This window comes from Microcoleus sp. A2-C3, assembly GCF_036706065.1.
GTDB lineage: Bacteria > Cyanobacteriota > Cyanobacteriia > Cyanobacteriales > Microcoleaceae > Microcoleus.
In genome coordinates this window covers 300,848-325,779 of record NZ_JAUBVX010000001.1, presented here as the reverse complement: position 1 = coordinate 325,779, position 24,932 = coordinate 300,848, and the positions used below count along the sequence as shown (strand labels likewise).

The following is a 24,932-nucleotide window of genomic DNA, read 5'->3' as shown; positions in this document are numbered from 1 at the left end:
CGGGTTCGGTGCGCAGTGCGCACCCTACGAAAAACTAATTTTCTGATAGTTTCTTGACGGCGCGAGTCAGGCGCTGCAAATAAGGCTTGACAATTTCTTGATTTTGGCGCTGCAACTCGGAAACCTGGTTCTGCAAACGGTGAATCTCGGTTTGCAGCATCTCTGTGTCTATTGTCGGTCGATCGAGCAAATCCTGCAATTGCTTCAGAGAACCTTGGATTTGATCCAAGTCTACTTCGTTCGATCGCTCCTGCAACTCTGCTGTAATAGTTTTAACCTCAGTTAACTTTTCGTCCAGCAATAAAAATCGGACATTGACATTTTCCCAATCATGCTCTCTGAGGGCGCTATTTTCCAGAATGCGGAGTTTTTGCTGCAAATCCGACAGCATGGTGTAGAGTTCCTGAGAATCGGCAGGAAGTGCCTGCGCTTGGCGTTCGAGGGATGCTACCGCAGCTTGTAAGTCGGCGATGGGGCCCGATTCCAAAATACCGAGTTTTTGTTTCAAGTCGGAGACGGTGGTGTCGAGTTGGACAAGTTCTCCAGGTAGTCTCTGAACTTGCTGCGATCGACCTTCTACGGAGGCCTGCACCTCCGCGATCGCAGAATTTGCCTTGTATTGCATTTTTTGCTCGAAACGCTGGCGATTGGCGAGATTTAGCGAGAGTGCTGCGGTTAACGGGGCGGCAGCGTAGAGAATTTGGCCCGACAATCCCGCAGCAATCGTGCCAATCGCTGAACCGGCAATAGAGGCGTATTCTGCCAATTCTAGCCAATCCGGCTGGTTTGGGGAAATTCTCAAAGCTGGGTTTGATGCGTCTTCGATCTTCTGCATAGCCTTTTAGTCGTAGTCTGATAGATTCCGATAGAGACATGATAAAGCGATCGGCAAATAAATCAGGGTCATTTATCAAAATTTCGGGATTGTGATATTTTTACTTACTTCTGCCGAATGCCAACAGATGAGAATGAGTGCCCTCAAAGCGGTCGGTGTCGGGTAAAATTCAGAATGCGCCGATCGTCTGTCAGGAGTATACAGAAAATGGGTCTCAAGATTATTGAAAGCTACGATAGCAGTTTTGTCCTCGAACCGGAGGCTAAAGCTGCACTGTTCGGTTCACTAACCGGTGACAGCTTTCTCCAACAAGTAGCCGGACAATTGCAGTGCTCGCGGATTGAATTTGCCGAGTTACTTTTTCAGCCAGTCCCTTACAGCAGCGAGACGCCGAAGGGAATGCCTGCGGAATTTCAAAAGTATCACGAATCGATCGATTTTGCGATCGTCAACGTCCCGCCCAATTTCATGTTTCAAGCCAAAATATTTAAACCCAGCCGCCTCTGTGCCGTTTATCGCGTTTTCAAGAATTAGTTGACAGTTGACAGTTGACAGTTGGCAGTTGGCAGTTGGCAGTTGATAGTTGGCAGTTGACAGTTGGCAGTTGATAGTTGGCAGTTGGCAGTTGACAGTTGACAGTTGACAGTTGACAGTTGATAGTTGACAGAAGGAAGAAGGAAGAAAACATACACAGCAAGCTTTTTAGCATCCGTCCGTATTTCACCTTCAATTAAGTAGATTTACTTAAAAATCAGGAAAATTTCAGGAAAAATTAACATCGATAATTCAAACAACAAATGACAGAAGAAATTCACCCTCTCGCCAGCTTAGAATTCATTCCCTACATTGACTCAGAAGGGAAATTGCCCGAATTTGTCCAGGGTAAAATCGGCGTGTACGCGATTTTCGACAACGAAAAAGTCCTGCAATTTGTCGGCTATTCCCGCGATACTTACCTCAGCCTCAAACAGCATTTGGTGCGCCAAACCGAACATTGCTACTGGCTAAAAGTCCAAATTATCGATCGACCCAGCCGCACTATACTAGAAAGCATCCGCTCGAGTTGGATTTCCGAAAACGGTTCCCAGCCCCAGGGCAACGCTGCCGATGCCACCAAGTGGAACGATCCCATCGACACCAAAACCGTGATGACTGCCCAAGAAATCGCAAATTATGAAGGTATTGTCGCCGATGAACTTGCCAAAGATAAATTGTTAAAAAATGTAGCACGGCGCGTGGAAAATGAAATTTTATCGCTGCTCAAACTTCGCGGTGTAACTGAAGAAATCCGGTTTAATCCCAAGCTGAAAACTAGCGGTTTGCTGGATTTAAAGTAACTACGCTCTCAGGCTAATTCCACACAATCTACCCTGTTTGCAGTCAGGAATTAAGTCCTCTCTCTCAGGACTAAAGTCCTCACTACAAACCTTTTTGTATTGAGGACTTAAGTTCTTTCTCTCAGGACTTTATTCCTGACTACGAACTTATAACATTTTAAAATTTATAGCAACCGCCGCATCGGGCGCGGACATAAATAACCTCATAAATAGAGCCGATACCAGTCAAGCATAAATAGTTTGATTCCCGTACTGTGCAACTGTCAACTGTCAACTGTCAACCGTCAACTGCCATAACAGATATCGGAATCTGCAAAATGAACTCTGTCCCCCCGCCAAGAGCAGAAATACAACTGATTTTACCTCCATGTTTTTCCACTATAATATCGTGACTGATAGCCAACCCTAATCCAGTACCGCTGCCGACAGGCTTCGTGCTAAAAAATGGGTCAAATATCCGGTGGTACACTGCCTCGCTGATCCCACAACCGTTATCGGCAATGTGAATAACAACCGATTGATTGTTTTGAATTGCGAATTTTGAATCTGGATTGTGCAGCGCAGGTTCTGAGTCAGAAGTTACTGAAGTGCTGATGGTAATTTTTCGAGGATATGGTTTAGTTTCCAGGGCATCAATAGCATTACTTAGCAGGTTCATGAACACCTGATTTAATTGACTGGCGTAACAGGTGATTTTTGGTAGTTGACTGTAGTGTTTGATCACCTCAATTTCACCGGCCTTGTTTGCTTCCTTGAGCCGATGTTCCAAAATAACTAAAGTATTGTCAATGCCTGCATGAATATCCACTGACTTATTTTTTTCTTCGCCAAGGCGGGAGAAGTTGCGCAAAGATAGCACAATTTTGCTGATCCGAGAAGCACCATCTTTCATCGAATTCAGCAGTTTTGGATAATCTTCTGCAATGAAGTCGGGTTGAATTTTGTCCAATTCGTCGGTAATTTCTGCAACGGGGTGCGGGTAGTAATGTCGGTATAATTTGATGAGGCGAACCAAATCTCGTGCATAGTCAGCAGCCATACCAATATTGCCGGAGATAAAGTTGACTGGATTGTTGATTTCGTGAGCAATTCCTGCGGCTAGTTGACCTAAAGAAGCCATTTTTTCCTTCTGTATTAACTGAGCTTGAGTCTTCTTAAGTTCAGTTACAGTTTGTTCGAGTTGTTGGGCGTAGGATTGTGTTTGTTGGAACAAATGGCGCTGCATGATTTGATTTGAGACGCGGGCCAGAACTTCTTTGTCGTGAAACGGTTTTGTGATATAGTCTACACCGCCAACTTCAAAGGCTTTGACTTGATCTAACACTTCATTCAAAGCACTGATAAAAATAACGGGAATGTCCTTGGTTTTGGCAGAAGCTTTTAACTCTTTGCAGACTGTGTAGCCGTCCATATCTGGCATCATGATGTCCAGCAATATCAAGTCGGGAGGAGTTAATTCGATCGACCTTAAAGCTAGTTGACCGTCGGGTGCGGTGCGTGTTTTGTAGCCGTGCTTCGAGAGTATTTTAGATAAAAGATGCAAATTATTCGGAACATCATCAACAATTAAAATATTCCCTTTTAACAGGGGAGTTGTTTGGTCATTCATATCTTTATAAGTAGTCAGTAGTCATTAGTCAGTAGTCATTAGTCAGTAGTCATTAGTCAGTAGTCATCAGGAAGAAGGAAGAAGGAAGAAGGAAGAAGGAAGAAGGAAGAAGGAAGCTTTTAGTTATCGTCGCGAGAGAATGAAGAAGCTATCTTCTGCAAGGATGTCAGCAATTATGAACCTCCTCAGCTTCGGGCGCGCTTGCTATTTTTTAAAACAACTTTTGTAGGTTTGTAATGATGACTTTAGGATCAATACGATTCACTTAAGATAATCCGATCGGCAAAACGATGTGACAAAAATATACTGCGATTGCTTTCCAGAAGCGCAATGACAAAAAAGCGTTAAATGAACTGTATTGACTTTAGTATTCAAAGTTTAATGAGGACTGTAGTCCTCACTACGAACATTATTTAATATCATTGTTATTTCGTTTCGGGACGGATGAGAGCTAGTATTTGATTGAATTGAAACTCGTTAGCTAATGCGGCGAGAGCGCTGGCTAAAGAGTGATTTCGATCGCGAATTAGCTCAATTTGATTGAGAATCAATTCTAAATCGCACTCAATTGTAGCTTTCTCTAAATCAGCCAGCCAACCCGCTGGTAAAGCTGCGATAGTCTCTGAAGTCGGAGCCTCGATTGGAGTTGGCTCCGGCACATTCTCCGGTTCATCGTAAATGTAACGCACTCCGAGATGTTTGTGGAGCGTGGTAAATATTTCTGCCTCTCGAAAGGGTTTGTGGATAAAGTCATCGCAATCATCTGATGCAGTAACGGTTCGCGCTTCCTCGGCGCTAGCGGCACTGACGGCAATAATGGCGGTAGCTTGACCTTTAATGGTGCCTTTGATACGTTGCGTAGCTTCATGTCCATCCATCATGGGCATCCACATATCCATAAAAATTAAGTGTGGCTCGAAACTCGACCAGATTTCAATGGCTTCTACACCATTACTGGCTTCTTTGAGTTCAAAGTCAAAGGCTGCAAGGATTTTGATCAGCAGTTTGCGGTTGTCCTCGCGATCGTCCACAATCAAGATCCGATAGCGCTGCTGATTAGGTTCGAGGGCTATTATCCGACGCGGCGGCTGTACCAGTTGAATGTCCGCCGCCTCAACCGCGCTGACGGGGAGATCAAAGGCGAAGGTAGTGCCGCGCCCTACTTGACTGCGCACAGTGATCATGCCACCCATCAGCTTGACAAACTCTTGACTGATGGCTAGCCCCAAGCCGGTTCCCTGCTGAGATGTTTCCCCTGTTTTGGTTTGGACAAAGGCTTGAAAAAGCTGATCTAACTCATCACTCGCCATGCCGCAGCCGGTGTCTTTTATTTCAAAATGTAATTTGTAATTGATTGGTAATTGCTGATTTTCAGGCTCCATAACCCAACTTACTTTTACCGCAATTCCTCCCTCTTTCGTAAACTTAATGGCGTTAGAAAGTAGATTAATTAAAACTTGGCGCAATTTAATTTCATCGGTTTTGACGTATTGGGGAGTATCGCTAGAGTAGCTAAATATTAACTCCAATTGTTGCTCCCGCGCCTGGAGTTGGAACATCTCCTCCACCTCGTTTAGTAGTCTGCTTAATTTAAAGTTTGTTGGGTTGAGGGTAATGCGTCCCGCCTCTATTTTGGCTAAATCTAATATTTGATTGATCAGAGTTAGCAAGTGTTCTCCGCTGCGGTTGATGATCTGGAGATTTTCCTGTTGTTCGCGGCTGAGGTTTGTTGAGCGCTGCATCAATTGGGAGAATCCTAGAATTGAGTTGAGAGGGGTGCGTAATTCGTGGCTCATGTTGGCCAAAAAAGTGCTTTTCGCGAGGTTGGCTGATTCTGCTGCCCAGGCGGTTTGTTGGAGCTGTACTGCTTGCTGTTGAGTGGCTTCGAGCAATTGAGCTTGTTGTAAGGCTACTCCGAGTTGAGTGCTAATTTGCAGCGCAATATTGATCTCTGCTTCGCGCCAAGTACGGGGCCCAGAATTTTGATAGCTGGCGAGCAAACCCCACAGTTGAATGCCACATAATATGGGTGAAATAATGTAGGATTTAGCTTGAAATTGCTCTAATAGTTTCAGGTAACAAGGAGTAAACCCAGCGGTGTATATGTCTTCAATCATGCGGTAAGCAACGCCTCGATTGTACATACCGCCTTGATTTCTTTGTAGATAGGTATCTCGCACTGGTTCTCTGTAGGTTTGGAGCGTTTTTACTGTACAGTTAGAGTCTTCGACAAGATTGTTTGACCAATCAGAATCGTTCGATTGTTTTTGGATCAGAGATGTCCAGCCTTCCGCCATTGACTCGGCAACAAATTCGCCGCTCCAATCTGGATTAAAACGATAGATGGCGACTCGATCGCATTTTAGGGTTTCTCGCAGCTCAGAGGTTGTGGTTTGGAAGATTGTGTCAATATCTAAGGAGTGACGGATGCGATCGATCGATCGCCCGATCGCTTGTTCCCGCTGGGCGCTTTCTCGCAAAGCTGCCTCGGCTTGTTTGTGAGCGCTAATATCCAAGACAGTGCCGAACCAACGGATCAACTGCCCTGTTTGATCAAAAACTGGTTTCCCTCGGACTTCCATGTAAGTGAGCGAGCCATCTCTGCGGATCAGCCGCAGATCGAGTTCAAAGCTTTTTTTGTGGATCGATCGCTCTTCAAGCATTGTCAGATAGGGCGATCGATCTTCGGGATGAAAACGCTCGACTAATTCTGGGGTTGCTAGCGGTTTTTGAGTCGGATCGAGCTCGAACATACGATAGAGTTCTTGACTCCAAGTGCTTGTGGCTTGGGCTATATCGTATTCCCAACTACCAATATGGGCAATTTTTTGGGCTTCCAGCAGTCGGGCTTCGGCTAACTGGCGATCGCTAATATCACGGGCTACCCAAACCGCAGAGCGATCGGACAATGGCGAAATTTTAGCAGCAAACCAAACTTCTTGGTTATTAATTTGCAGACTGTAATCAAAATTAATAGTTTGTTGGGTTGCTAATGCCTCTCGAACTCGATCGAAATAAATCTCCTCGCTTTCGTCTTGGAAAAATTGTTGGATGATGGAGTCGATCTGACTCGTGTGATAGTTGTCTTGAAAAATTCCCTTGGTGGGTATGATTTGGATGGTTTTTTCTGTGGGCTCTAAAATTAAGATAATATCTGCGATCGACTCGAATATTTTTAGAATTTGCTCGGTAGAACTGTAAAACTTTTCTTCGAGCAATTGGCGATCGGCAATTTCATCCTGTAATAGTTCATTAGCACGAGCTAAGGCGGTGGTACCAACTTCGGTTTCTAAAGTGCGATTGTAGTTAGTTAAGATTTTTTCTGATTGTTTCCGGCCTGAGATGTCAGCAAAAGCATTGACGGCATAAATAATGTTTCCGCCTGCGTCAAAAATTGGTGTGGCGCGCACCTCAAGAGGAATAATTTCCCCATTTCGATGCAGTTCTAAATCGTCAACGAGCACCGTTTCGGCCCGCAGCGCTCGGAAGGCGGGCAGTTCTTCTGTTGGATACGGCTGATTTTGGCGGTAGATTTGATAAACTTCTACCATTTCTTGTAAAGTCGCTTCGGGGATATTTTCTACGCCGAGCAAACGCTTGGCAGTTTGGTTTAAGTAGATGACTTTACCCGATGTATCGTGGATAGATATCCCTGCGGGTACGGCTTCGATAAATTGCTTGAGTTGGCTCTCACTCTGCGCTAAAGCTTCAGTTAAAGATTTTTGTTCTGCAAAAGCCTTTTGCAGTTGCGCTGCCATTAGATTGAAGGAATTGGTGAGTTCTCCGACTTCATCGCAGCGTCTAATTTCTAAAGGTTGATCCCATTCGCCTTTTGCTACATTTTTGGCGGCGGTATTCAAGCGCAAAATGGGTTTTGTTACCCAACGGGAAGTCAAAAATCCGATCGCACTCCCGATCGCCAGCGTACCCGCGCACAACCACAATGTATTGCGCGTATTCGCTTGAATGGGAGCCATGAAATCCGACTCTGGCACCACCACCACAATCAACCAATCCAAGCCACGGGCATCTCGATAGGGAGTGACGCGGAGAAATTGCGGAGATCCCTCGATCGTCAAAGTCAATTGCTGGGCTGTTTGTAGGGTGCCCAAATTGCCAAATTTGTTGGCGAGTTGCTGAGCAATATATCGGGTGCGGACATCCTGGCTGTTGATGCGCCGCAATGGCATCGGTTGCTGTTTTCCTTGCTTGACAAAAGGCGTTTCTAGGGTGGATGTGGCAACCAAATTGCCCGATCGATCCATGATGAAAGTTTGTCCAGATTTAGAGAAGTGCAGCCGATCGAGAAAAGTGCTAATTTTGGACGGCCCAGAATCATTGGTGAGGCGATCGGCAATTCGCTCTCCTACTTGCTGCATTAGCTGCTGCGCTACCTCCTCGACGGCTTTTTGACCACTTTTAAAAGAAAGAAAGCCTACGACGCCGACGGCGCTGACTGTTAGCAAAACAAACGGAACAATCAAAACTGTTCGCAGGGGAAGCTTGCGGAAAAGTTTTGCTGCTGGGCGGTTGAAGGGATTAATGGGCATGGGTGTGAGGGAATTGCCCTAGTGGAGGCTGATTGTTATGAGTTTTTTTTACCCCTACCTTGGCACATTTAACTGAGCTAAGACGGCGGCGAATCGAGCAGGATCGATCGGCTTTGCTAAGTGTTCGTTGTAACCAGCGGCGATCGCTCGATCGCGGTCTTGTTGGCTAGCATAAGCTGTTAGCGCCACAGCCGGCAAGCGCTTGATTTTGTCAGATTCGGACGATCGCACTTTGCGGATCAGCGAGTAGCCATCCTCAACCGGCATCCCGATATCGCTGACTAAAATATCTGGCGGCGACTGCTGTAAAATGTTGATCGCCTCAGCAGCCGAAGCAGCAGCAGTCGCACTCGCCCCCAACTGTTGCAGCGCCACCACCAAAAACTCGCGGTTGTCGGGTTCGTCATCAACTACCAACACCTTTAAACCAGCCAAAATACCCGGATTCACGGGAGCTAATTGCCTTTCCTCTCTCAATTGCGGCTGCTTAATCCGACGCTGTTTCAGGGGCAGCATTACCGTGAATGTCGCACCCAGGTCTTTACCCGGACTTTCGGCGCGTACAGTGCCGCCGTGGAGTTCCACCAAGTGCCGGACGATCGCCAATCCCAGCCCCAAACCGCTGTCAGCCCGAGTAATCGAGCCATCTGCTTGTCGGAAGCGATCGAATACGTAGGGCAGAAACTCAGCAGAAATGCCCTTGCCGGTATCGCTAACAGTAATTTGCACGTAATTAGGTGATGAGGAATTAGCCACAGCTACCGCAGACAAGCGCACTGCTACAGTTCCGCCAGAAGGCGTAAACTTGACGGCGTTAGTCAGCAAATTCGAGACTACCTGCTGCAACCTCTGGGCATCGCCCCACATCAAACTGACTGCGGGGTCAAATTCCGAGGAAACAGTCACAGACTTAGCCTGGGCTGTGAAAATGACTGAATTCAGAGCAACTTCGATCGTCTTTCTGATCATGAACCAGCCGGGTTTCAGAGCCAGCTTGCCTTGAATAATCCGGGAAACATCGAGCAAATCTTCCACTAGCTGCGCCTGCACCCGTGACTGACGCTCGATCGCTTCGAGGGCGCTCTTTAAAGTTGCTGGGGTGTACCCGCCTCTGCGAAGTATCTGGGCCCAGCCCAGAATCGCATTTAAAGGCGTCCGCAGTTCGTGGGAAAGAGTGGCGAGAAACTCGTCTTTCTGGCGGTTGATGGCTTCTGCTTCGGCCCGCGCGGCTTGTTCGCGATCGAGCAACTGAGCGAGTTCTGCCTCTACTTGCTTGCGATCGCTGATGTCGGCGACGATCGACATACAGTTAATGTTACCCTTGCCGTCGCGGACTGGAGTTGCCCACAAACCGATGTCGATCGATCTGCCGTCTTTCCTTTGGCGGTGGGTTTCCACTCCGGCGAGCCCGTGTCCGGCGCGAATTCTTTTCAACTTCGCCGTGAATTCCTCCCGTTTGTCTGGGGGAATGCTGGGCAAAAATTCACCTACCACCTCTGATTCTGACCAGCCAAAAATCCTCTCGGCGGCTGGGTTCCACATTTTCACAATCCCGTCGTCGGCACTGAAAACGCTAATTGCTAGGGGACAAGCCTGAATCAAAGCTTCCAAAGTTTGATTGATTTGCGATCGCGCTTCCTCTGCTTGTTTGCGATCGCTGATATCGACGTTCACCCCGATCATCCGCAGAGGTAAACCGCGATCGTCCTGAAACACCTTAGCCCTGCAAGCAATCCAGCCCACGCTGTTGTCGGGCCGGCAGATGCGGAACTCAATGTTTAATTCCTCCCCGGAAGCTGCGGTTGCCTGCACCTGCTGTTGGGTGAAAGTGCGATCGTCTGGATGCACCATTGCCAGCAAATTTTGATAGCTGCTGTCGAAACCGCCGATCGGCAGCCCGTACAATGCCTCTAACTCCGGCGTACAAGCGAGTTCGCCCGTTTGGACGTTCCATTCAAAAGTTCCGATTTTGCCTGCTTGCTGAGCGATTTGCAGCCGTTGTTGATTGTTTTTGAGTTCTGCTTCCACCCGCGAGATTTCGGTCAAGTCGATGTAGAAGGCGACGATCGTCTCTGGTTCGCCCTTGTCGGGGCACAAAGTCGTCGCGCCCATCAAAATCGGGACGCGGCTGCCATCTTTGCGGATGTACTCTTTCTTAAAAGGAGTTGCAACTCCCTTAGCCCGGAGTTCTTGCGCCGCCCTGGCGTCGAGGTGCAGGTATTCGGGGGGGGTCATCCTGTCCCACCGCATGATACCGGAGAGCACGTCTGAGCGGGTGTAGCCGACCATTTTTAGCAGGGAGTCGTTGGCGTAGGCGATGCGGCCGGTCAAATCGCCGATCGCGACTCCGAAAATATTGGACTCAAACAGTCGCCGGAATATGGCTTCGCTTTGCTGCACCAACCGTTTTGCTTGATTGCGATCAGTAATTTCGGCAACCACAGTGCTGACTCCCAACAGCGTTCCCGATTCATCGATCACGGGGTAAAAGCTGACTTGCCAATCCCGGACAACTCCCGGCTGTTGAAGGGTTGCAGCCTTCATTTCCAAGTCGAGCACGGGGGTTTGCGTTGCCAGCACTTGCAGGTAAATCGGCTCTACCATATCGGCAAGTTCTGGTATCGCTTCTCTGACGGTGTGCCCGATGTGATCTGCGATCGATCTGCCGTTGATCTGAGCGAGGCATTCGTTCATGCGGATGTAGCGCAAATTGGTATCGACAAAGGAGAGCCCAACTGGTGTGGTGTTGTAAACTAAGTCGAGTTCTGCTAGTTGGTTGCGAATGCGAATTTCGTTTTCTCGGAGTTGGTTTTGGGCTTGTTTGCGATCGGTGATATCGAGTACAAAGAACGATCCTTTGTCTGTGAATCCTTGCAAGTTTCCGGCGCCGGCTAAAATTGGAAAGCGTGTGCCGTCTTTGCGGATGAATTCTTTTTCATAGGGCGCGCAACTTCCTGATGCTGCGATTTGGGCGAGGGCGCTGCGATCGAGTTCTGCGTATTCCGGCGGCGTGATATCGACCCAGCGAATCTGTCCAGAAACTAAGTCTTTCCTAGTATATCCAATCATTTCCAGCAGCGCGTCGTTAGCTTCCGTAATTTCGCCGTCCACATCCCAGAAACCGATACCGATCATATTAGATTCAACCACGCTGCGGAACCGCGTTTCGCTTTTCCGCAAAGCTAATTCTGTTTGTTTGGCGGCGGTAATATCTGCGAGAATTATGCCGGCACCGATGATTTCTCCCCTTTCATTTTTCACTGGGTAATAGTTGGCTAGCCAGTAGCCAAAATCTCCCGCTTTTCCCGGAAGTTCGTCGCTAACTTCTACATTTAAAATAGGTTGACCGGTTTCTAGAACTTGCTGAATTATCGGTGCAAATTTGGCTGCTGATTCTGGCAACAATTGGCGGAAATCTTGACCGAGATGCTCTTCGGCGGACAAACCCTGGAGTTCTGCTAAGACGTGATTGATATGGATGAAGCGCATTTCGCGATCGAGAAAGCAAATCGCTAGGGGAGATGCTTCTAACAGCGCGTCAATTAAGGCGAAGGATTCCGATGTTTGAGATAGTGCTTGTTGTGCTTCTGTATAAAGTCTGGCGTTGTCTAGGGCGATCGCCACGCGGTATGCTAAATCTTCTAGCATTGCCATGTCTGCTGCACTGTAGCGGCGGCCAAACTTCGAGGTAAAGCAACTAATCGCACCCATTACCCGCCCGCGCGCTTTCAGCGGTACGCAAGCGTGAGATCCGATATTGAGCGATCGCAATCTTTCCATTTCTGCTGCATTGTCGGCTGCTGCTGCTAAAATCTCTGCATCCACTTCGGCAATTAGCTCGGATTTGCCGCTGCGAATTACCAGCGGATAGCCGTTAACAGCATCGGAGGCGATCTGGCTGCGGATTCTCAAGTTATTCAGAGTATCAACCGTAGAGGGTTCTACGTGAGCCACAGCGACTTGGCGCACTTTTGAGTCAGTTTCGGTCAAATGAATGCAACACCCGTCTGCGATCGAATTAACGGCTAATTCAGCGACATTTTGCAGCACTGTTTCCCCGTCAAACGCCGCAGCCAGCATTTTGCTAACTTCTGCTAAAAATCCCGATCGCCGCTGTTCAATTTCCGCTTTTTCCCTAGCTGCTTGTTCGATTGTCAACTGCAATCTTTGAGTTTCGGCAAGTTTGAGTTCTGTGATGTCGCGGGCAACAATTAACGCCGATTCTGGTACGCCGTCTTTGTCAAATTCTGGAACAACGCGAGATTGATATGTTCTGAGACCGTCGGTTGAGTGCCCCTGAAATTCGATGATTTTTTCTCTACCTGTTCCTAATACTTGGTGCAGGGTTTCATCCCACATTTGGCAGAGTTCTGGCAGCATTCCTAGGTCTTGATTGGTTTTGCCGAGGAAGAATGAAACTGGTTTTCCTTGGCTTCTGGCAACTGCTTGATTGACATAAATATAACGCAGTTCTTTGTCAATGCGGATAATCGCATCTGGCGTATTTTCTAGCAGCGTTCTCAGTTGCTGTTCGCTGCTTGACAAAGCTGCTTGCGTTTTTTTTCTTTCGGTGACATCTCGCACCGTGCCCACGTGTCCGATGAGTTCGCCACAGTCGGAGAACATCGGCGCGGAACCAACGTGAATCCAGCGCACAATCCCCTCTGATATTTGCAGGCGATACTCGATCGCATATTCCCCAGCTTCTTGAGTATAATCCTGCCATTGGCTCAATACGCGCGATCGGTCTTCCGGGTGAATGCAATTCTCCCAACCTTCTCCTAAAAGTTCTGCCAAACTCAAGCCCAAAATTGCCTGACAGCGCGGGTTTGCATAGGTGTAGCGCCCCTGGAAATCCGCCATAAAAATCCCCATCGGCGAACAGGAACTTAAACAGCGAAATCGTTCTTCTTGAGCTTGCAGCGCTTCTTTAGCGACTGTCAGTTCTGCCGTGCGCTGTTTAACACGGTTTTCTAGCTCAGAGTAAGCTAAAGCTAGGGCTAGTTCTGCTGATTTGCGATCGGTAATATCAATGCCACTTGTTATCACATATTCTACCACACCCTCGCCATCGACCATCACTGTATTCGACCAAGAAATGAAGCGCTTGCCGCCATTCTTAGTACGCCAATAGTTTTGATATTCGCTATAAAATTCTGCGGTGTTAAGTTTAGCAAAAACTGTTTGTACTGGCTCTATTTCTTCGGGAATCAAGAAGAGATCCCAAACATATTTATCCACAACTTCTGCTGCTGAGTAGCCTGTGGTTTTTTCGCAAGCTTGGTTAAAGCGGACAATCCGTCCTTGGCTGTCGAGAACTACAATTAAGCAAGCCGTCGTGTCAATTACTTTTGAAATAATCTGGCGTTCTATTTCTAGTTCTTGTTCTGCGGACTTTAAGCTAAAATACCAAGCGCTAACCATTGCAGCGGCAAAAAGTAAAATTGCAGGAGTTGCCTGGAAGGAAAACAGTAACAGACTTGTCAGCAGTAAAGCCGTGGCGGCGCTAAATGTAGCAATGCTGTAAGATTTAATGGGTAAGGGCAAGACCTGAAACCGACTCATTTTTGTTGACCTGTAGCGATGGCGCGATCGCACGAGTTCTGGTACCGATGAAACAATATTGTTAAAACTAATTATGTCTTTTTCCTATACATGACCACATTTGTAGGGGTCGTGCCATCTTCCCAGAGACAGATTTGCCGAAGTCAGTTGACAGTTGACAGTTGATAGTTGTCAGTTGTTAGTTGTCAGTTGTTAGTTGTCAGTCAGAGGGAATAAGAAAAATGCTCCCACTCTCCCCATCTCCCACTCTCCCCATCTCCCCATCTCCCCATCTCCCCCTCTCCCACTCTCCCCCTCTCCCCATCTCCCACTCTCCCCATCTCCCACTCTCCCACTCTCCCACTCTCCCACTCTCCCCTCTCTCCATTCGTCGAAGCCAAACAATTTATACGCGCAGCAGCTTATGATAAATGAATCGACAAACTGGATAAGTTGATTTCTGGGAGGAACTTACCGTGAATCACAAGCTGGCAAAAATTATCGGATTATTTTTCGCAGCCGCCATCGTCTTCGGATTCATCGGTTACGCGCTGCAAAATCCCAACTCGGTCAACAACTCAGTAATGTCGATCGGCTTTCCCAATCTTACCCCAGCTACCGCCAGTGCGATCGACAACAAGCGCGACCAAATCTATCTCAACGGCACCTGGCAATTTGTCCCCGCCATTGGCAACCCCCAAAGTCCCCCCGCCTCCCCAAGTTGGGGCTCCATCCAAGTACCCGGAGACTGGCAAGAAGAAAAAAGCGAATTCATACCCGGAATCATCACTCGCGGCACCGGCAAAGACTGGGAAAATTTCAACAGCAAACAACTATCAAAAGCTTGGTATCAGAAAAATATAGACATCCCAGGCGACGGTCAAAACCGCCGAATTTTTATCGACTTAGCCAGAGTGAGTACCGATGCAATCATCTTTGTTAACGGCATTAACTGCGGCCAAATCGAATCGCCTTACGGTACTGTTGAAATTACAAAAGTAGCCAAATCAGGTCAAAATACCATATCTATTTTAGTCGCGGCAGTCTCCGACGAAAAAGACAAAGCCGTGATCATGAGTCCCACAGAAATTTATACAACAAAATCCAATTTGCAATCGCGCGGACTCATCGGCGAAGTCAGGATTTTTAGCGTTCCCCAAGGCCCCCTAATTAGCGACGTATTCGTCCAAACTTCCACCAGAAAGAAACAAGTTAAATTAGATGTCGAACTCAAAGACATTACCCAAAACGGTCAAGTTCAACTAATCGCCCAAATGTTCGACGAGAAAGGCAAAGTTGAACAAAAATTTATCGGAACAGCCAGCGTTCAAGCCAAACCAATTCAAACCGTACAAGTCCAGTGGGATTGGCAAAATCCCCGCCTTTGGGATGCCGGCCAACCCAACCTCTACACCCTGCAATTAGAAGTAACAGGCAGCGGCGTCAAAACGCAATATCACCAACCCTTCGGATTCCGCGAATTTTGGGTAGAAGGGCGCAAGTTTTTCTTAAATGGCACCGAGTTTCGCCTGCGTCCCACCTTACATTCCGATACTTGGGAAGGCGGCACATTAGAAGTTTCAGATAGTTTAATAGACGCCTATGTAAAAGCCGGTTTCAATATAGCAGAAATCTGGCCTTGGAATCACGACGAACGGGGTAGATGGCACTTTCGAGAACTATTTTCCGAACGCGCAGACCTCAAAGGTTTTCCAATTATGGCTCCCGCTTTAGATATTACTCCCATAGCTTGGAGCGAACAGTGGAATAACCGCCAAATAATCGATCGCTGGAAAGGGCGAATGGCAGCAGAAATGCGCCGCTACCGCAATCATCCCTCAGTATTAATGTGGGCGACAAGTCCCAATTATTTCGGCAGCGGTGACGATCAAAATCCCCGCCGCATCGGCAAGAAAAAAATAGAAGGAACTCTCGGCCCCACAGAAGACCAGCGTATGCGCGCCAAAACCCCCTTGGGGAACGAGGCTTTTGCTGCTATGAAATTGGTAGACCCAACCAGACCTGTAATGGTACATCAAGGCGGCACTTTTGGCGATGTTTATTCGCTGAATTCTTATTTAAATGTGATGCCATTGCAAGAGAGGGAAGAGTGGATTTCCGAATGGAGCAAAACCGGAGAAATGCCCTACATGGTGGTAGAATTTGGCACGCCTCTGCACGCGACAATGATGCGAAACCGCCAAGGTTTTGATAAAGTGATTGTTAGCGAGCCTTTGATGACTGAATTTGCAGCAATTTACTTGGGGAAAGAAGCTTATCAGTTAGAAAATCCCACTTATAAAGGTAAAATTCGCGAGCAATTTGTCAAGGATATGCAGTATAAAAGCTGGCATAACAGCAAGGATTTAGATTTTGCACCTGCTTTTCAAAAGTTGCAGCAGTTATTCAGTACAAATACTTGGCGGACTTGGCGGACTTTTGGAATGTCTGGGGGGATGATTCCTTGGCAGCAAGGACACGGTTGGGAGGTTTCGGATGCTGGCAGAACTAAGGTGGATCTTGGAGCATTTCAATCGGGTCGCCGGGGCGTTTATTTGAAGCAAGTGTCGAATAATCTGATGCATCATTTGCAGCCCGAAGCTTACAATATTTATCCGGCAGGGGAGGCAATTATGAATAATAACGGCCCGACTTTGGCTTGGATTGCTGGTGCTAATCAGGCTTTTGCTGCCAAAGATCATAGCTTTTTTGCAGGCGGAAAATTGGCCAAGCAAATAGTATTAATTAACGATACTAGAGCGCAGCAGGATTTTGCACTCAATTGGCGAGTTAGGGTCGGGGGAGAAGAGGTAGCAACTGGCGAAAAGAAGGGGAAAATTGAGACAGCAGGCACGCTATTTCTGCCAATAGATGTGAAATTGCCAAATACAATTTCTAGCAAGGCTGACGGCGAAATTCGCTTGACTGCACGAATTGGCGATCGCCCGCATTCTGATACATTTCCTTTCCGGGTGTTTGCCAATCAAACCAAAGTCAAGGATGCGCTGACAATCTTCGATCCTGTGGGCAAAACATCGGCAATGTTAAAGCAGTTAGGTTATCAGCTTGTGCCGTGGAACGGTTCGCAAGTTTCATCGCTACTAATTATCGGTCGGGAAGCATTTTCTAGCGGGCAAAATTTGCCAGGAAATTTAGAAACTTTCGTGCGAAACGGTGGCAAAGCAATGGTGTTTGCTCAGCGCCGGGAATGGCTAAAAAACATGGGTTTGCGGGTTGCCGAACACGTCAGCCGCCGCGCGTATCCAGTTGATAATAACTATGCAGCAATTAGCGGTTTAGACGGTGAAGATTTGCGCGATTGGATGGGAGAAAGCACGCTGCTTGAAGCTTATCCAGATACAACTCAAACTGGGTCAAGATTGAGTCCGGCAAATATGCCTTGGTACGGCTGGCATTGGGGAAATCGCGGCGCTGTCAGCAGCGCTTCAATGGAGAAGCCACATCGTAGCGGTTGGCGGCCAATTTTGGAATCTGAGTTTGATTTGGCTTATTCGCCGCTGATGGAATTGGATTATGGAAAAGGGCGACTGATTTTAAACGAGTTGGATGTGGAAGACCATTATTCTGTAGATGGTGGGGCGGCGCAGTTAGTGCAACAAGTTGTGAGTTACGGGATGAATTCTCCGGTGATGGGAAAGCCGGATAAAGTGGTTTTAATTGGGGGAGACAAGGATGCCAAGAAGTTGGACAGTTTGGGGGTAATTTATCAGCGGGCTAATGGGCTTTCTCAGGATGTTGGTTTGGCGATTGTGGGTGCCGAAGCGAATCTGAAAGATGCAGAATTACGCGGTTATTTGAATGCTGGCGGGAAGGCGTTTTTCTTGCCGCGTCAAGTACCTGTCGCTGGTTTGGGCGTGGGTTTGCAGCAGGCGAAGGATTTTGGGGGTTCGCTGGCGGTTCCGGGTTGGGATGAGGTGAAGGGGCTTAGCGGTTCGGATTTGCGATCGCGCTCTTTTTATGATACTTGGTTGATTAAGTCTGGGGGAGAAATCGGTGCTGACGGTTTGTTAAGTCGGGTTGCTGTAGGTAAGGGCGTGGCGATTTTCTCTCAGATTGACTCGGATAGTTTGAATGCTGATGCTAAGACTTATTTGCGTTTTACTCGCTGGCGACAAACCAGGGCTAATGCTCAGATTTTGGCTAATTTGGGGGCGAGTTTTAAGGCGGATGGTGCTGTGTTTAACGGTTCTAGTCAGGAGTTTTATCACTCGGATTACAAGACGGATTTTGAGAATGGGGACGATCCTTATCGGTATTATCGATGGTAAGTTTTACCAGTCAATTTTGACCGGATATTTGGCAATATCCCCGGCGAATAGAATTCGCGGCTATACAAACGATGTCCGCCTCCGCGGACTGAAGAATAGAGGGAGTATTTAAACAGGATTTGGTATGAGTATCCAGGAGTAATTTCATGAGTTACCTGTCCAGAATTCGTCAGATAACGGCTCATCAAAATCCTCACTTGTCCAGATTGTTCCAGCGTGCAATCCTGCTGTGCGCGGCTTAGCTGGGGATGCAATGGGCGCTAAGCGTACAAGGGGAATGCCGCCTTCTGTGAGCACAACTTCTATGCCTTTAAGTGCTAGAGATAATAACTCTTTTAAGTTTGTTTGTGCTTCTTGTATGTCAACTGTTTTTGTGAGCATTGCAGTTATCCTAGCTAGGAGTTAAAAGTGCGATCGCATGGCAGAGTGCAATTTCTCTCTCAAACGGTCAAACTTATTATACTCAATATCACAGGTCAAAGTGTCGCTTAAAGCGCGGGTCTAGTTTGTCGGTTTTCCTTTGGTTGCAGGTGCGGCAGAGGGTTTGCAGGTTGCTGATGTCGTTGCTGCCACCGCGCCCTAGGGGGATGATATGATCGATCGTCAGTTCGGCTTCTAGTTTCGTTTGGCCACAGCTTTGGCACTGGTATTTATTGCGGGTGAATACGTATTTTCGGACTTCTGGAGGGATGGGAATTCTGGGGGTTTTAGTCATGATGTATTTTAACCGCAGATGTTTGATGGATTAGCTGGGTGAGTTTTCTTGATTGAGAAATTGGCGGCGCAAATCATCGAGGGGAGATTCTGGTTGGCTAGTTTCTGACTCGTTGTTTTCTGGTGTTTCTTCGACTTCTGGTTCGTCGGGGCAAAATTCTATGGTGACATTGAGTTTGAGCTTAATCTTTCCTTTCTTCCAGCCCTGAGCACCCACTCTGAGAATTTCACAATCTATACCTTCACCAAACCAGTTCTCATATAAATATCTTAGGTTATGTAAATCACCATTATGACCTACATCAATATTTATTTTATTTTGGCTTAACGACTTAGTGAGTGTTGCTCCTAACCCATATTCAGTCAAAACTCCATTTACTGTTTCCTTGAGTTTTTCTACTTTAAGCATTGCGTTACCGAAAGATAAAGCATCCTCATTACCGCAGTTGTGCAAATCAAATTTATCTTCCATATTAATCTCTAATTTTTTTAAACTGTCATCCTAAATATTTTAGAGTAGTATCTCATTTTTGACAATAGCCCCGGCGAATAGAATTCGCGGCTATACAAATGATGTCCGCCGACGCGGACTAAGAATGTGTTCAACCCGCTTGGAGTGGGTTTTGTCTGTGTCGCCGCGATTTCCAATCGCCGTAATTTATGCTTGTTAATCGATTAAATTATGGCGGTAAAATTACGGAATTTCTCTCTACACTCAAGCACATTCGATTTTGATTAAATGTGATGGAGGTGGCAGTAATAATTCTAATCAGTATATCTTTAGATCGGGCTTACAAAAATTAGTTAATGTAGCTCCATATAGAAATCAGAATATAGCAATCCTCAATCATTTTCAATAACTGGTTCCCAGGCTCTTGGCGAAAGGAAACTCATGTCACTCTTGCTCTGCTTCGCCTGCGAAAATGGAGGCCTCGCCTCCGGATCTGCGTTACTTTCGCAGAGCGAAAGTAACGAGTAGTCCAGGTTTCTGGCTACCCGTGCCGATCGCACCATAACACTGTTTGAACAACCGGGCGCGATCGTCCCCGTCCCCACCTTTGCTGAATCCTTCAGTCTCACCGTCGGTCAAATGTTCAGTTGGTTGAGCGAATAGCCGATCGCCCGATCAACTAAAATGTATAGCAACCTCCACATCGGGCACGGACGTAAATAACCCACAAATAAAAACTAGACCCGTTACAGATCAAGGGTTTGAGTCCCACACTTAACTGTCAACTGTCCAATGTCAACTGTCCACTGCTATAATGTGCAGTCGATCGCTTATACTGGAATATCTGGTTGTCAGCCCTTCAAGGACGAGAGAGGACTAAATTCCTCACTACAAACTTAATTATGATTATTTAACCCGACTTGATAAGTAAGTCCACTTAACTAAACTTAAGATATCGAGGGCTAAAAAACTTGCTGTATAAGCATTTTTCTTCCTTCTTCCTTCTTCCTTCTTCCTTCTTCCTTCTTCCTTCCTTCTACTAACAGCTAACTACATAAAGGTTTACTCAAAAATGGAAGCAAAATCCTACAAAGACACCGTAAATTTGCCCAAAACCAAGTTTGATATGCGCGCCAACGCCGTCAAACGGGAACCAGAATTGCAACAATTTTGGGCAGATCAAGAAATCTACGATCGCCTTTCCCACGATAACCCAGGCGATTTGTTCATCCTCCACGACGGCCCCCCCTACGCCAACGGACAACTCCACATCGGCCACGCCCTCAACAAAATCCTCAAAGATTTCATCAACCGCTACCAAATGCTGCGCGGCAAAAAAGTTCGCTACGTGCCCGGTTGGGATTGTCACGGATTGCCGATCGAACTTAAAGTATTGCAAAACATGAAATCGGACGATCGGCTAAATCTTACCCCGATCGATCTCCGCCGCAAAGCCGCCGCCTTCGCCCAGGAAACAATGGCCCAGCAGCGCACATCCTTCCAGCGCTACGGCGTTTGGGGCGACTGGGAACACCCGTATTTAACCCTGAAACCCGAATACGAAGCGGCTCAAATTGGCGTTTTCGGTGAAATGGTGCTCAAAGGCTACATCTTCCGCGGCTTCAAACCCGTGCACTGGAGTCCGAGCTCGAAAACAGCCCTCGCCGAAGCTGAATTAGAATATCCCGAAGGCCACGTCTCGCGCAGCATCTACGTCGGCTTTCATGTCAGAAAGTTGTCAAAAGCTTTGCAAACGAAGCTCAAGCGCTATATGCCGAGCCTCTGGGCGGCGATTTGGACGACTACCCCTTGGACAATTCCGGCTAACTTGGCGATCGCAGTCAATCCCGAACTGACTTATGCAGTGGTGGAACCGCCGGCAAATTCCCACATCGCCCAACAATTTATCTTAGTTGCTGTCGATGCGGTCGATCGACTGTCGGCAACTTTGAACACGGAATTAAAAATCCTGGCCACCTTCAAAGGTAAAGATTTAGAAGGTTCCATCTACAAACATCCGTTGTTCGATCGCGAAAGCCCAATTGTTGCCGGCGGCGACTACATTACCGCTGACTCAGGAACCGGATTGGTGCACACCGCGCCGGGCCACGGACAAGAAGATTTTATCGTTGGGAAACGCTGCGGTTTACCAGTTTTAACGCCCGTTGATGAAAGCGGAAATTTCACAGCCGAAGCTGGAGTCTTCGCAGGTCTAAATGTCCTCGGAAATGGCAATGGCGCAGTCATTGATGCCCTTGCCGAAGCAAATTGTTTGATCAAAGAGGAAGCTTATCCTCACTCCTATCCTTACGATTGGCGCACTAAAAAGCCGACAATTTTTCGGGCGACGGAACAGTGGTTTGCGTCGGTTGCAGGGTTCCGAGATGAAGCGTTAAAGGCCATTTCTAGTGTGAATTGGATTCCCGCGCAAGGGGAAAATCGGATCACTGCAATGGTTAGCGATCGATCGGATTGGTGTATTTCTCGTCAGCGGACTTGGGGCGTGCCGATTCCGGTGTTTTACGACGAAGAAACGAACGAACCGCTGTTGAATGCGGAGACAATCGCCCACGTACAAGCTATTTTTGCAGACAAAGGTTCGGATGCTTGGTGGGAAATGTCGATCGCCGAATTGCTACCGGAATCATACCGCAATAACGGCCGCACTTACCGTAAGGGAACCGACACGATGGATGTGTGGTTTGATTCCGGTTCTTCCTGGGCTGCGGTGGCGAAAGGGCGATCGGAATTAAACTATCCTGCTGATATCTATTTGGAAGGTTCAGACCAACATCGGGGCTGGTTTCAATCGAGCTTGCTAACCAGTGTAGCAACTAACGGCGTTGCTCCTTACAAAACAGTTTTGACTCACGGTTTTGTGCTCGATGAAAAAGGCCGGAAGATGAGTAAATCTGAAGGTAATGTCGTCGATCCGGCCTTAGTAATTAAGGAATATGGCGCTGATGTTTTGCGGCTGTGGGTATCTTCGGTAGACTATTCCGCCGACGTGCCTTTGGGCAAAAACATTCTCAAACAGCAGTCGGATGTTTACCGCAAGATTCGCAATACAGCTAAGTTTTTGCTGGGCAATTTGCACGACTTCGATCCGGCAAAAGATGCTGTTGCTTACGAGGATTTGCCGGAACTCGATCGCTATATGCTGCACAGAATGGGCGAAGTTTTTGCGGAAGTTCAAGATGCTTTTGAAAGCTTCCAATTTTCGCGATTCTTCCAAACTGTCCAGAATTTCTGCACGGTGGATTTATCTAATTTTTACTTGGATATTGCCAAGGATCGACTTTACATCAGTTCGACAGATTCACTGCGCCGTCGCAGTTGTCAAACGGTAATTGCGATCGCAGTTGAGAATTTGGCACGGGCGATCGCACCTGTGTTATGTCACATGGCTGAGGATATTTGGCAGTATCTCCCCTATCCAACTCCCTACAAGTCAGTGTTTGAGGCTGGTTGGGTGCAACTTGATGCGAAATGGCATAATCCTGAATTGGCTACTCGCTGGCAGTATTTGCGCCAAGTACGCGGGGAAGTTAATAAGGTTTTGGAACAGGCGAGGACTGAAAAGGCGATCGGTTCTTCTTTGGAAGCTAAGGTTTTATTGTATGTTCCTGATGTCGCCAAAAGATCACAATTGCAAGCTTTGAATCCTAGCAGCGAAGGATTGATGGATTATGTGCGATCGCAAAATTCAGCAATTCAGTTAGCCGCAGAGGAGAAGGCAAAAGCAGTACAAGATCAACAGGAAGAACAAGCGGCAAGTGTTGCAAAAGTCTTGACAGTCAAGACAATTGATGCTGTGGAAACTGTCGAAAAGGGCGATCGATCTTCTGAATTAGTCGAGTATACGGCGGTTGCTGAACCGTCGGCTGCGGAATGGCAGCAATTGTTAGATGAAAGCGCCCAGTTTTTGACTGATTTGCCTGAGTACATGGGCAATTTTTTCACGGAATACCAAAAGGCGATCGTCACACTTGGGCTGTTAGGTTCTGTGTTGCTGACTGGTAGAATAACAATGGCGGTTTTGGATACGATTAATCAGGTTCCGATGTTGGGTGAACTGTTTGAAGTGATCGGTTTCCTATTCACATTGTGGTTTGTTTTCCGTAACTTGTTGTTTGCTGAAAACCGTCAAGAAATTGCAGCACAAGTTGAGTTGCTGAGGCTAGATGTGGCTGGAAATGATGCGGCGATTGTGTTCCCCGAAAAACAGCCGATTGTGATGGAAGTGCCCGAAAAGGTGCTTGTAGAGTTACAGCCGATCGCACAAATGGCCACAGCAACCGCCGAAATGGCTATTGTGAAAGCGCCTGAAATCCCGAAAGCGACATTAAGTGCGATCGATAAACAGTCGGAAATTCTGGCTAACATCACTTTGATACCTGATTCTGCCAAGGCTAGCAACGCCGTAGACGAACTGCGGTACTTATTTATCACATCAGAAGTCGAACTGGTTGAATCGAACGTGGTGATTGAAGGATTGCCCTACAGTTACGAATCTCCAGAGTTAGCGATTGGTGTTGTTAAGGTGGGTGGCCATAAGTGCGATCGATGCTGGAACTATTCTACTCATGTCGGAGAGTCGATCGAGCATCCGCTAATTTGCGAACGCTGCGTGTCAGCAGTTGACGGCAAATTCTAACCATCGTCTTCAACCCCTCTGAGCTCGGGTTTCGTTTGTGTAGACGCGGTTTCAACCGCCGTCTCCAACTCTTGTGGGATGGGCTTCTAGCCCGTCCCGAATATGCTATTTCTTAAAAAAATGGCAGACGATTTCACCAGGGTTGTTTTGTCCAAACGCCAAAACAGTGCCATCTTGCTTAACTGTAGTGCGATCGCGACAATTATAGATTTCCAGAGGCTGTTTGACTCCATCAACACTCAGAATCACCCTGTATTCCCAATAATTTTTCGCACTGCGTTTGATATCGACAATGCAAATCTCGCGCCCTTGATAATTTCGGCAAACAGAAGCCTCAGCCGGCAGCGCGGCGCAGAAAAAAGAGATTAATAGCAACCAACAGCAAAAATATTTCATCATCCGCTTAACAACAAAACGCGCCCTCAAGCCGCCACATCATAGGATAGCTGAACCATACCCGAACTGTAAGTCTGACATCCAGTTAGTTGCAAAGCTGTAGTATTGGGATTAGCAAATAAAGGAATTCCCTCGCCCAAAATCAGCGGGTGTACCGATAGAATTAGCTCATTTACAAGATTGTTGTTCAGGAAATCGCGAATTAGCAGAGATCCTCCCACTAACCAAATATTTTTGCCCTCAAGCAAGCGCAAATCATTGACAAAGCTCTCTAATTGTGTTACGACTTCCACATCAGAAGTTGCTGAAAAATCTACATTTTTGGTAAAAACATAACTTTTTTTTTCTTGGTAGGGATACTCGCCAAAAGTTAGAACTTGTTCGTAGGTTTTGCGACCCATGAGGACTGTATCGATGCTATCTAAGAATTTAGTATAACCGTAATTTTGGTCTGTATACAGCCAGTCAATTTCGCCATTCGATCGCGCGATGTAACCGTCTAAACTAGATGCAATGAAGAGTACAACTTTACGCATGGCAATACCGGGAT

14 protein-coding genes are annotated in these 24,932 nt (G+C 47.1%); 5 read left to right on the top strand and 9 right to left on the bottom strand.

The genetic code is table 11. The features are described 5' to 3' along the window. Window positions 1–34: 34 nt before the first annotated feature. Window positions 35–835, bottom strand: coding sequence for a hypothetical protein (locus QUB66_RS01270; RefSeq protein ID WP_332967514.1), 801 nt, complete (start codon window positions 833–835; stop codon window positions 35–37). Window positions 836–1,042: 207 nt separating this feature from the next. Between QUB66_RS01270 and QUB66_RS01265 the strand changes: the two genes are divergently transcribed. After that, entirely contained in the window at window positions 1,043–1,369 is a 327-nt protein-coding gene (locus QUB66_RS01265) for a hypothetical protein (RefSeq protein WP_332967516.1), read from the top strand. Window positions 1,370–1,632: 263 nt separating this feature from the next. Then, window positions 1,633–2,172: a GIY-YIG nuclease family protein gene (locus QUB66_RS01260; RefSeq protein WP_265233546.1), complete on the top strand. Its 540-nt coding sequence runs from the start codon at window positions 1,633–1,635 to the stop codon at window positions 2,170–2,172. A 277-nt stretch (window positions 2,173–2,449) separates the two neighbouring features. Here QUB66_RS01260 and QUB66_RS01255 read toward each other — a convergent pair whose 3' ends face one another. From QUB66_RS01255 to QUB66_RS01245, 3 genes are all read right to left on the bottom strand, one after another. Continuing rightward, window positions 2,450–3,781: a hybrid sensor histidine kinase/response regulator gene (locus tag QUB66_RS01255; RefSeq protein WP_332967518.1), complete on the bottom strand. Its 1,332-nt coding sequence runs from the start codon at window positions 3,779–3,781 to the stop codon at window positions 2,450–2,452. A 425-nt stretch (window positions 3,782–4,206) separates the two neighbouring features. Continuing rightward, entirely contained in the window at window positions 4,207–8,331 is a 4,125-nt protein-coding gene (locus QUB66_RS01250; RefSeq protein ID WP_332967520.1) for an ATP-binding protein, read from the bottom strand. 54 nt (window positions 8,332–8,385) lie between these two features. After that, entirely contained in the window at window positions 8,386–13,896 is a 5,511-nt protein-coding gene (locus QUB66_RS01245) for a PAS domain S-box protein (protein WP_332967521.1), read from the bottom strand. Window positions 13,897–14,351: 455 nt separating this feature from the next. Between QUB66_RS01245 and QUB66_RS01240 the strand changes: the two genes are divergently transcribed. Then, window positions 14,352–18,164 carry a beta-galactosidase gene (locus QUB66_RS01240; RefSeq protein WP_265233550.1) on the top strand — a complete coding sequence of 1,271 codons (3,813 nt, stop codon included), beginning with the start codon at window positions 14,352–14,354 and terminating at the stop codon, window positions 18,162–18,164. Window positions 18,165–18,308: 144 nt separating this feature from the next. Here QUB66_RS01240 and QUB66_RS01235 read toward each other — a convergent pair whose 3' ends face one another. The 3 genes from QUB66_RS01235 to QUB66_RS01225 all read right to left on the bottom strand — a co-directional run bounded on the left by QUB66_RS01235 (window position 18,309) and on the right by QUB66_RS01225 (window position 19,350). Beyond that, window positions 18,309–18,545 carry a type II toxin-antitoxin system Phd/YefM family antitoxin gene (locus QUB66_RS01235; RefSeq protein ID WP_265233551.1) on the bottom strand — a complete coding sequence of 79 codons (237 nt, stop codon included), beginning with the start codon at window positions 18,543–18,545 and terminating at the stop codon, window positions 18,309–18,311. An 88-nt stretch (window positions 18,546–18,633) separates the two neighbouring features. Beyond that, window positions 18,634–18,879, bottom strand: a complete 246-nt coding sequence (locus tag QUB66_RS01230; RefSeq protein WP_332967522.1) for an HNH endonuclease — start codon at window positions 18,877–18,879, stop codon at window positions 18,634–18,636. Between the two features lie 30 nt (window positions 18,880–18,909). Continuing rightward, window positions 18,910–19,350 (bottom strand): KGK domain-containing protein, encoded by a 441-nt coding sequence (locus QUB66_RS01225; RefSeq protein ID WP_332967525.1) that lies wholly within the window; start codon window positions 19,348–19,350, stop codon window positions 18,910–18,912. Window positions 19,351–19,579: 229 nt separating this feature from the next. Between QUB66_RS01225 and QUB66_RS01220 the strand changes: the two genes are divergently transcribed. Then, complete coding sequence (locus QUB66_RS01220) at window positions 19,580–19,738, top strand: hypothetical protein (RefSeq protein ID WP_442923288.1); 159 nt, start codon at window positions 19,580–19,582, stop codon at window positions 19,736–19,738. Between the two features lie 663 nt (window positions 19,739–20,401). Then, entirely contained in the window at window positions 20,402–23,986 is a 3,585-nt protein-coding gene (ileS, locus tag QUB66_RS01215) for an isoleucine--tRNA ligase (RefSeq protein ID WP_332967528.1), read from the top strand. A 105-nt stretch (window positions 23,987–24,091) separates the two neighbouring features. On the opposite strand, the gene QUB66_RS01210 is transcribed toward ileS, so the two are convergent. Beyond that, window positions 24,092–24,361, bottom strand: coding sequence for a hypothetical protein (locus tag QUB66_RS01210; protein WP_332967529.1), 270 nt, complete (start codon window positions 24,359–24,361; stop codon window positions 24,092–24,094). A 47-nt stretch (window positions 24,362–24,408) separates the two neighbouring features. Next, entirely contained in the window at window positions 24,409–24,918 is a 510-nt protein-coding gene (locus QUB66_RS01205) for a dihydrofolate reductase family protein (protein WP_332967530.1), read from the bottom strand. Between the last annotated feature and the right edge of the window lie 14 nt (window positions 24,919–24,932).

Excerpts from the sequence above, each read along its gene's own strand:
- QUB66_RS01260 (WP_265233546.1), top strand. The coding sequence starts at position 1,633 with ATGACAGAAGAAATTCACCCTCTCGCCAGCTTAGAATTCATTCCCTAC.
- QUB66_RS01225 (WP_332967525.1), bottom strand. The coding sequence starts at position 19,350 with ATGGAAGATAAATTTGATTTGCACAACTGCGGTAATGAGGATGCTTTA.
- QUB66_RS01255 (WP_332967518.1), bottom strand. The coding sequence starts at position 3,781 with ATGAATGACCAAACAACTCCCCTGTTAAAAGGGAATATTTTAATTGTT.
- QUB66_RS01235 (WP_265233551.1), bottom strand. The coding sequence starts at position 18,545 with ATGCTCACAAAAACAGTTGACATACAAGAAGCACAAACAAACTTAAAA.
- QUB66_RS01265 (WP_332967516.1), top strand. The coding sequence starts at position 1,043 with ATGGGTCTCAAGATTATTGAAAGCTACGATAGCAGTTTTGTCCTCGAA.
- QUB66_RS01230 (WP_332967522.1), bottom strand. The coding sequence starts at position 18,879 with ATGACTAAAACCCCCAGAATTCCCATCCCTCCAGAAGTCCGAAAATAC.
- QUB66_RS01205 (WP_332967530.1), bottom strand. The coding sequence starts at position 24,918 with ATGCGTAAAGTTGTACTCTTCATTGCATCTAGTTTAGACGGTTACATC.
- QUB66_RS01245 (WP_332967521.1), bottom strand. The coding sequence starts at position 13,896 with ATGAGTCGGTTTCAGGTCTTGCCCTTACCCATTAAATCTTACAGCATT.
- ileS (WP_332967528.1), top strand. The coding sequence starts at position 20,402 with ATGGAAGCAAAATCCTACAAAGACACCGTAAATTTGCCCAAAACCAAG.
- QUB66_RS01250 (WP_332967520.1), bottom strand. The coding sequence starts at position 8,331 with ATGCCCATTAATCCCTTCAACCGCCCAGCAGCAAAACTTTTCCGCAAG.
- QUB66_RS01270 (WP_332967514.1), bottom strand. The coding sequence starts at position 835 with ATGCAGAAGATCGAAGACGCATCAAACCCAGCTTTGAGAATTTCCCCA.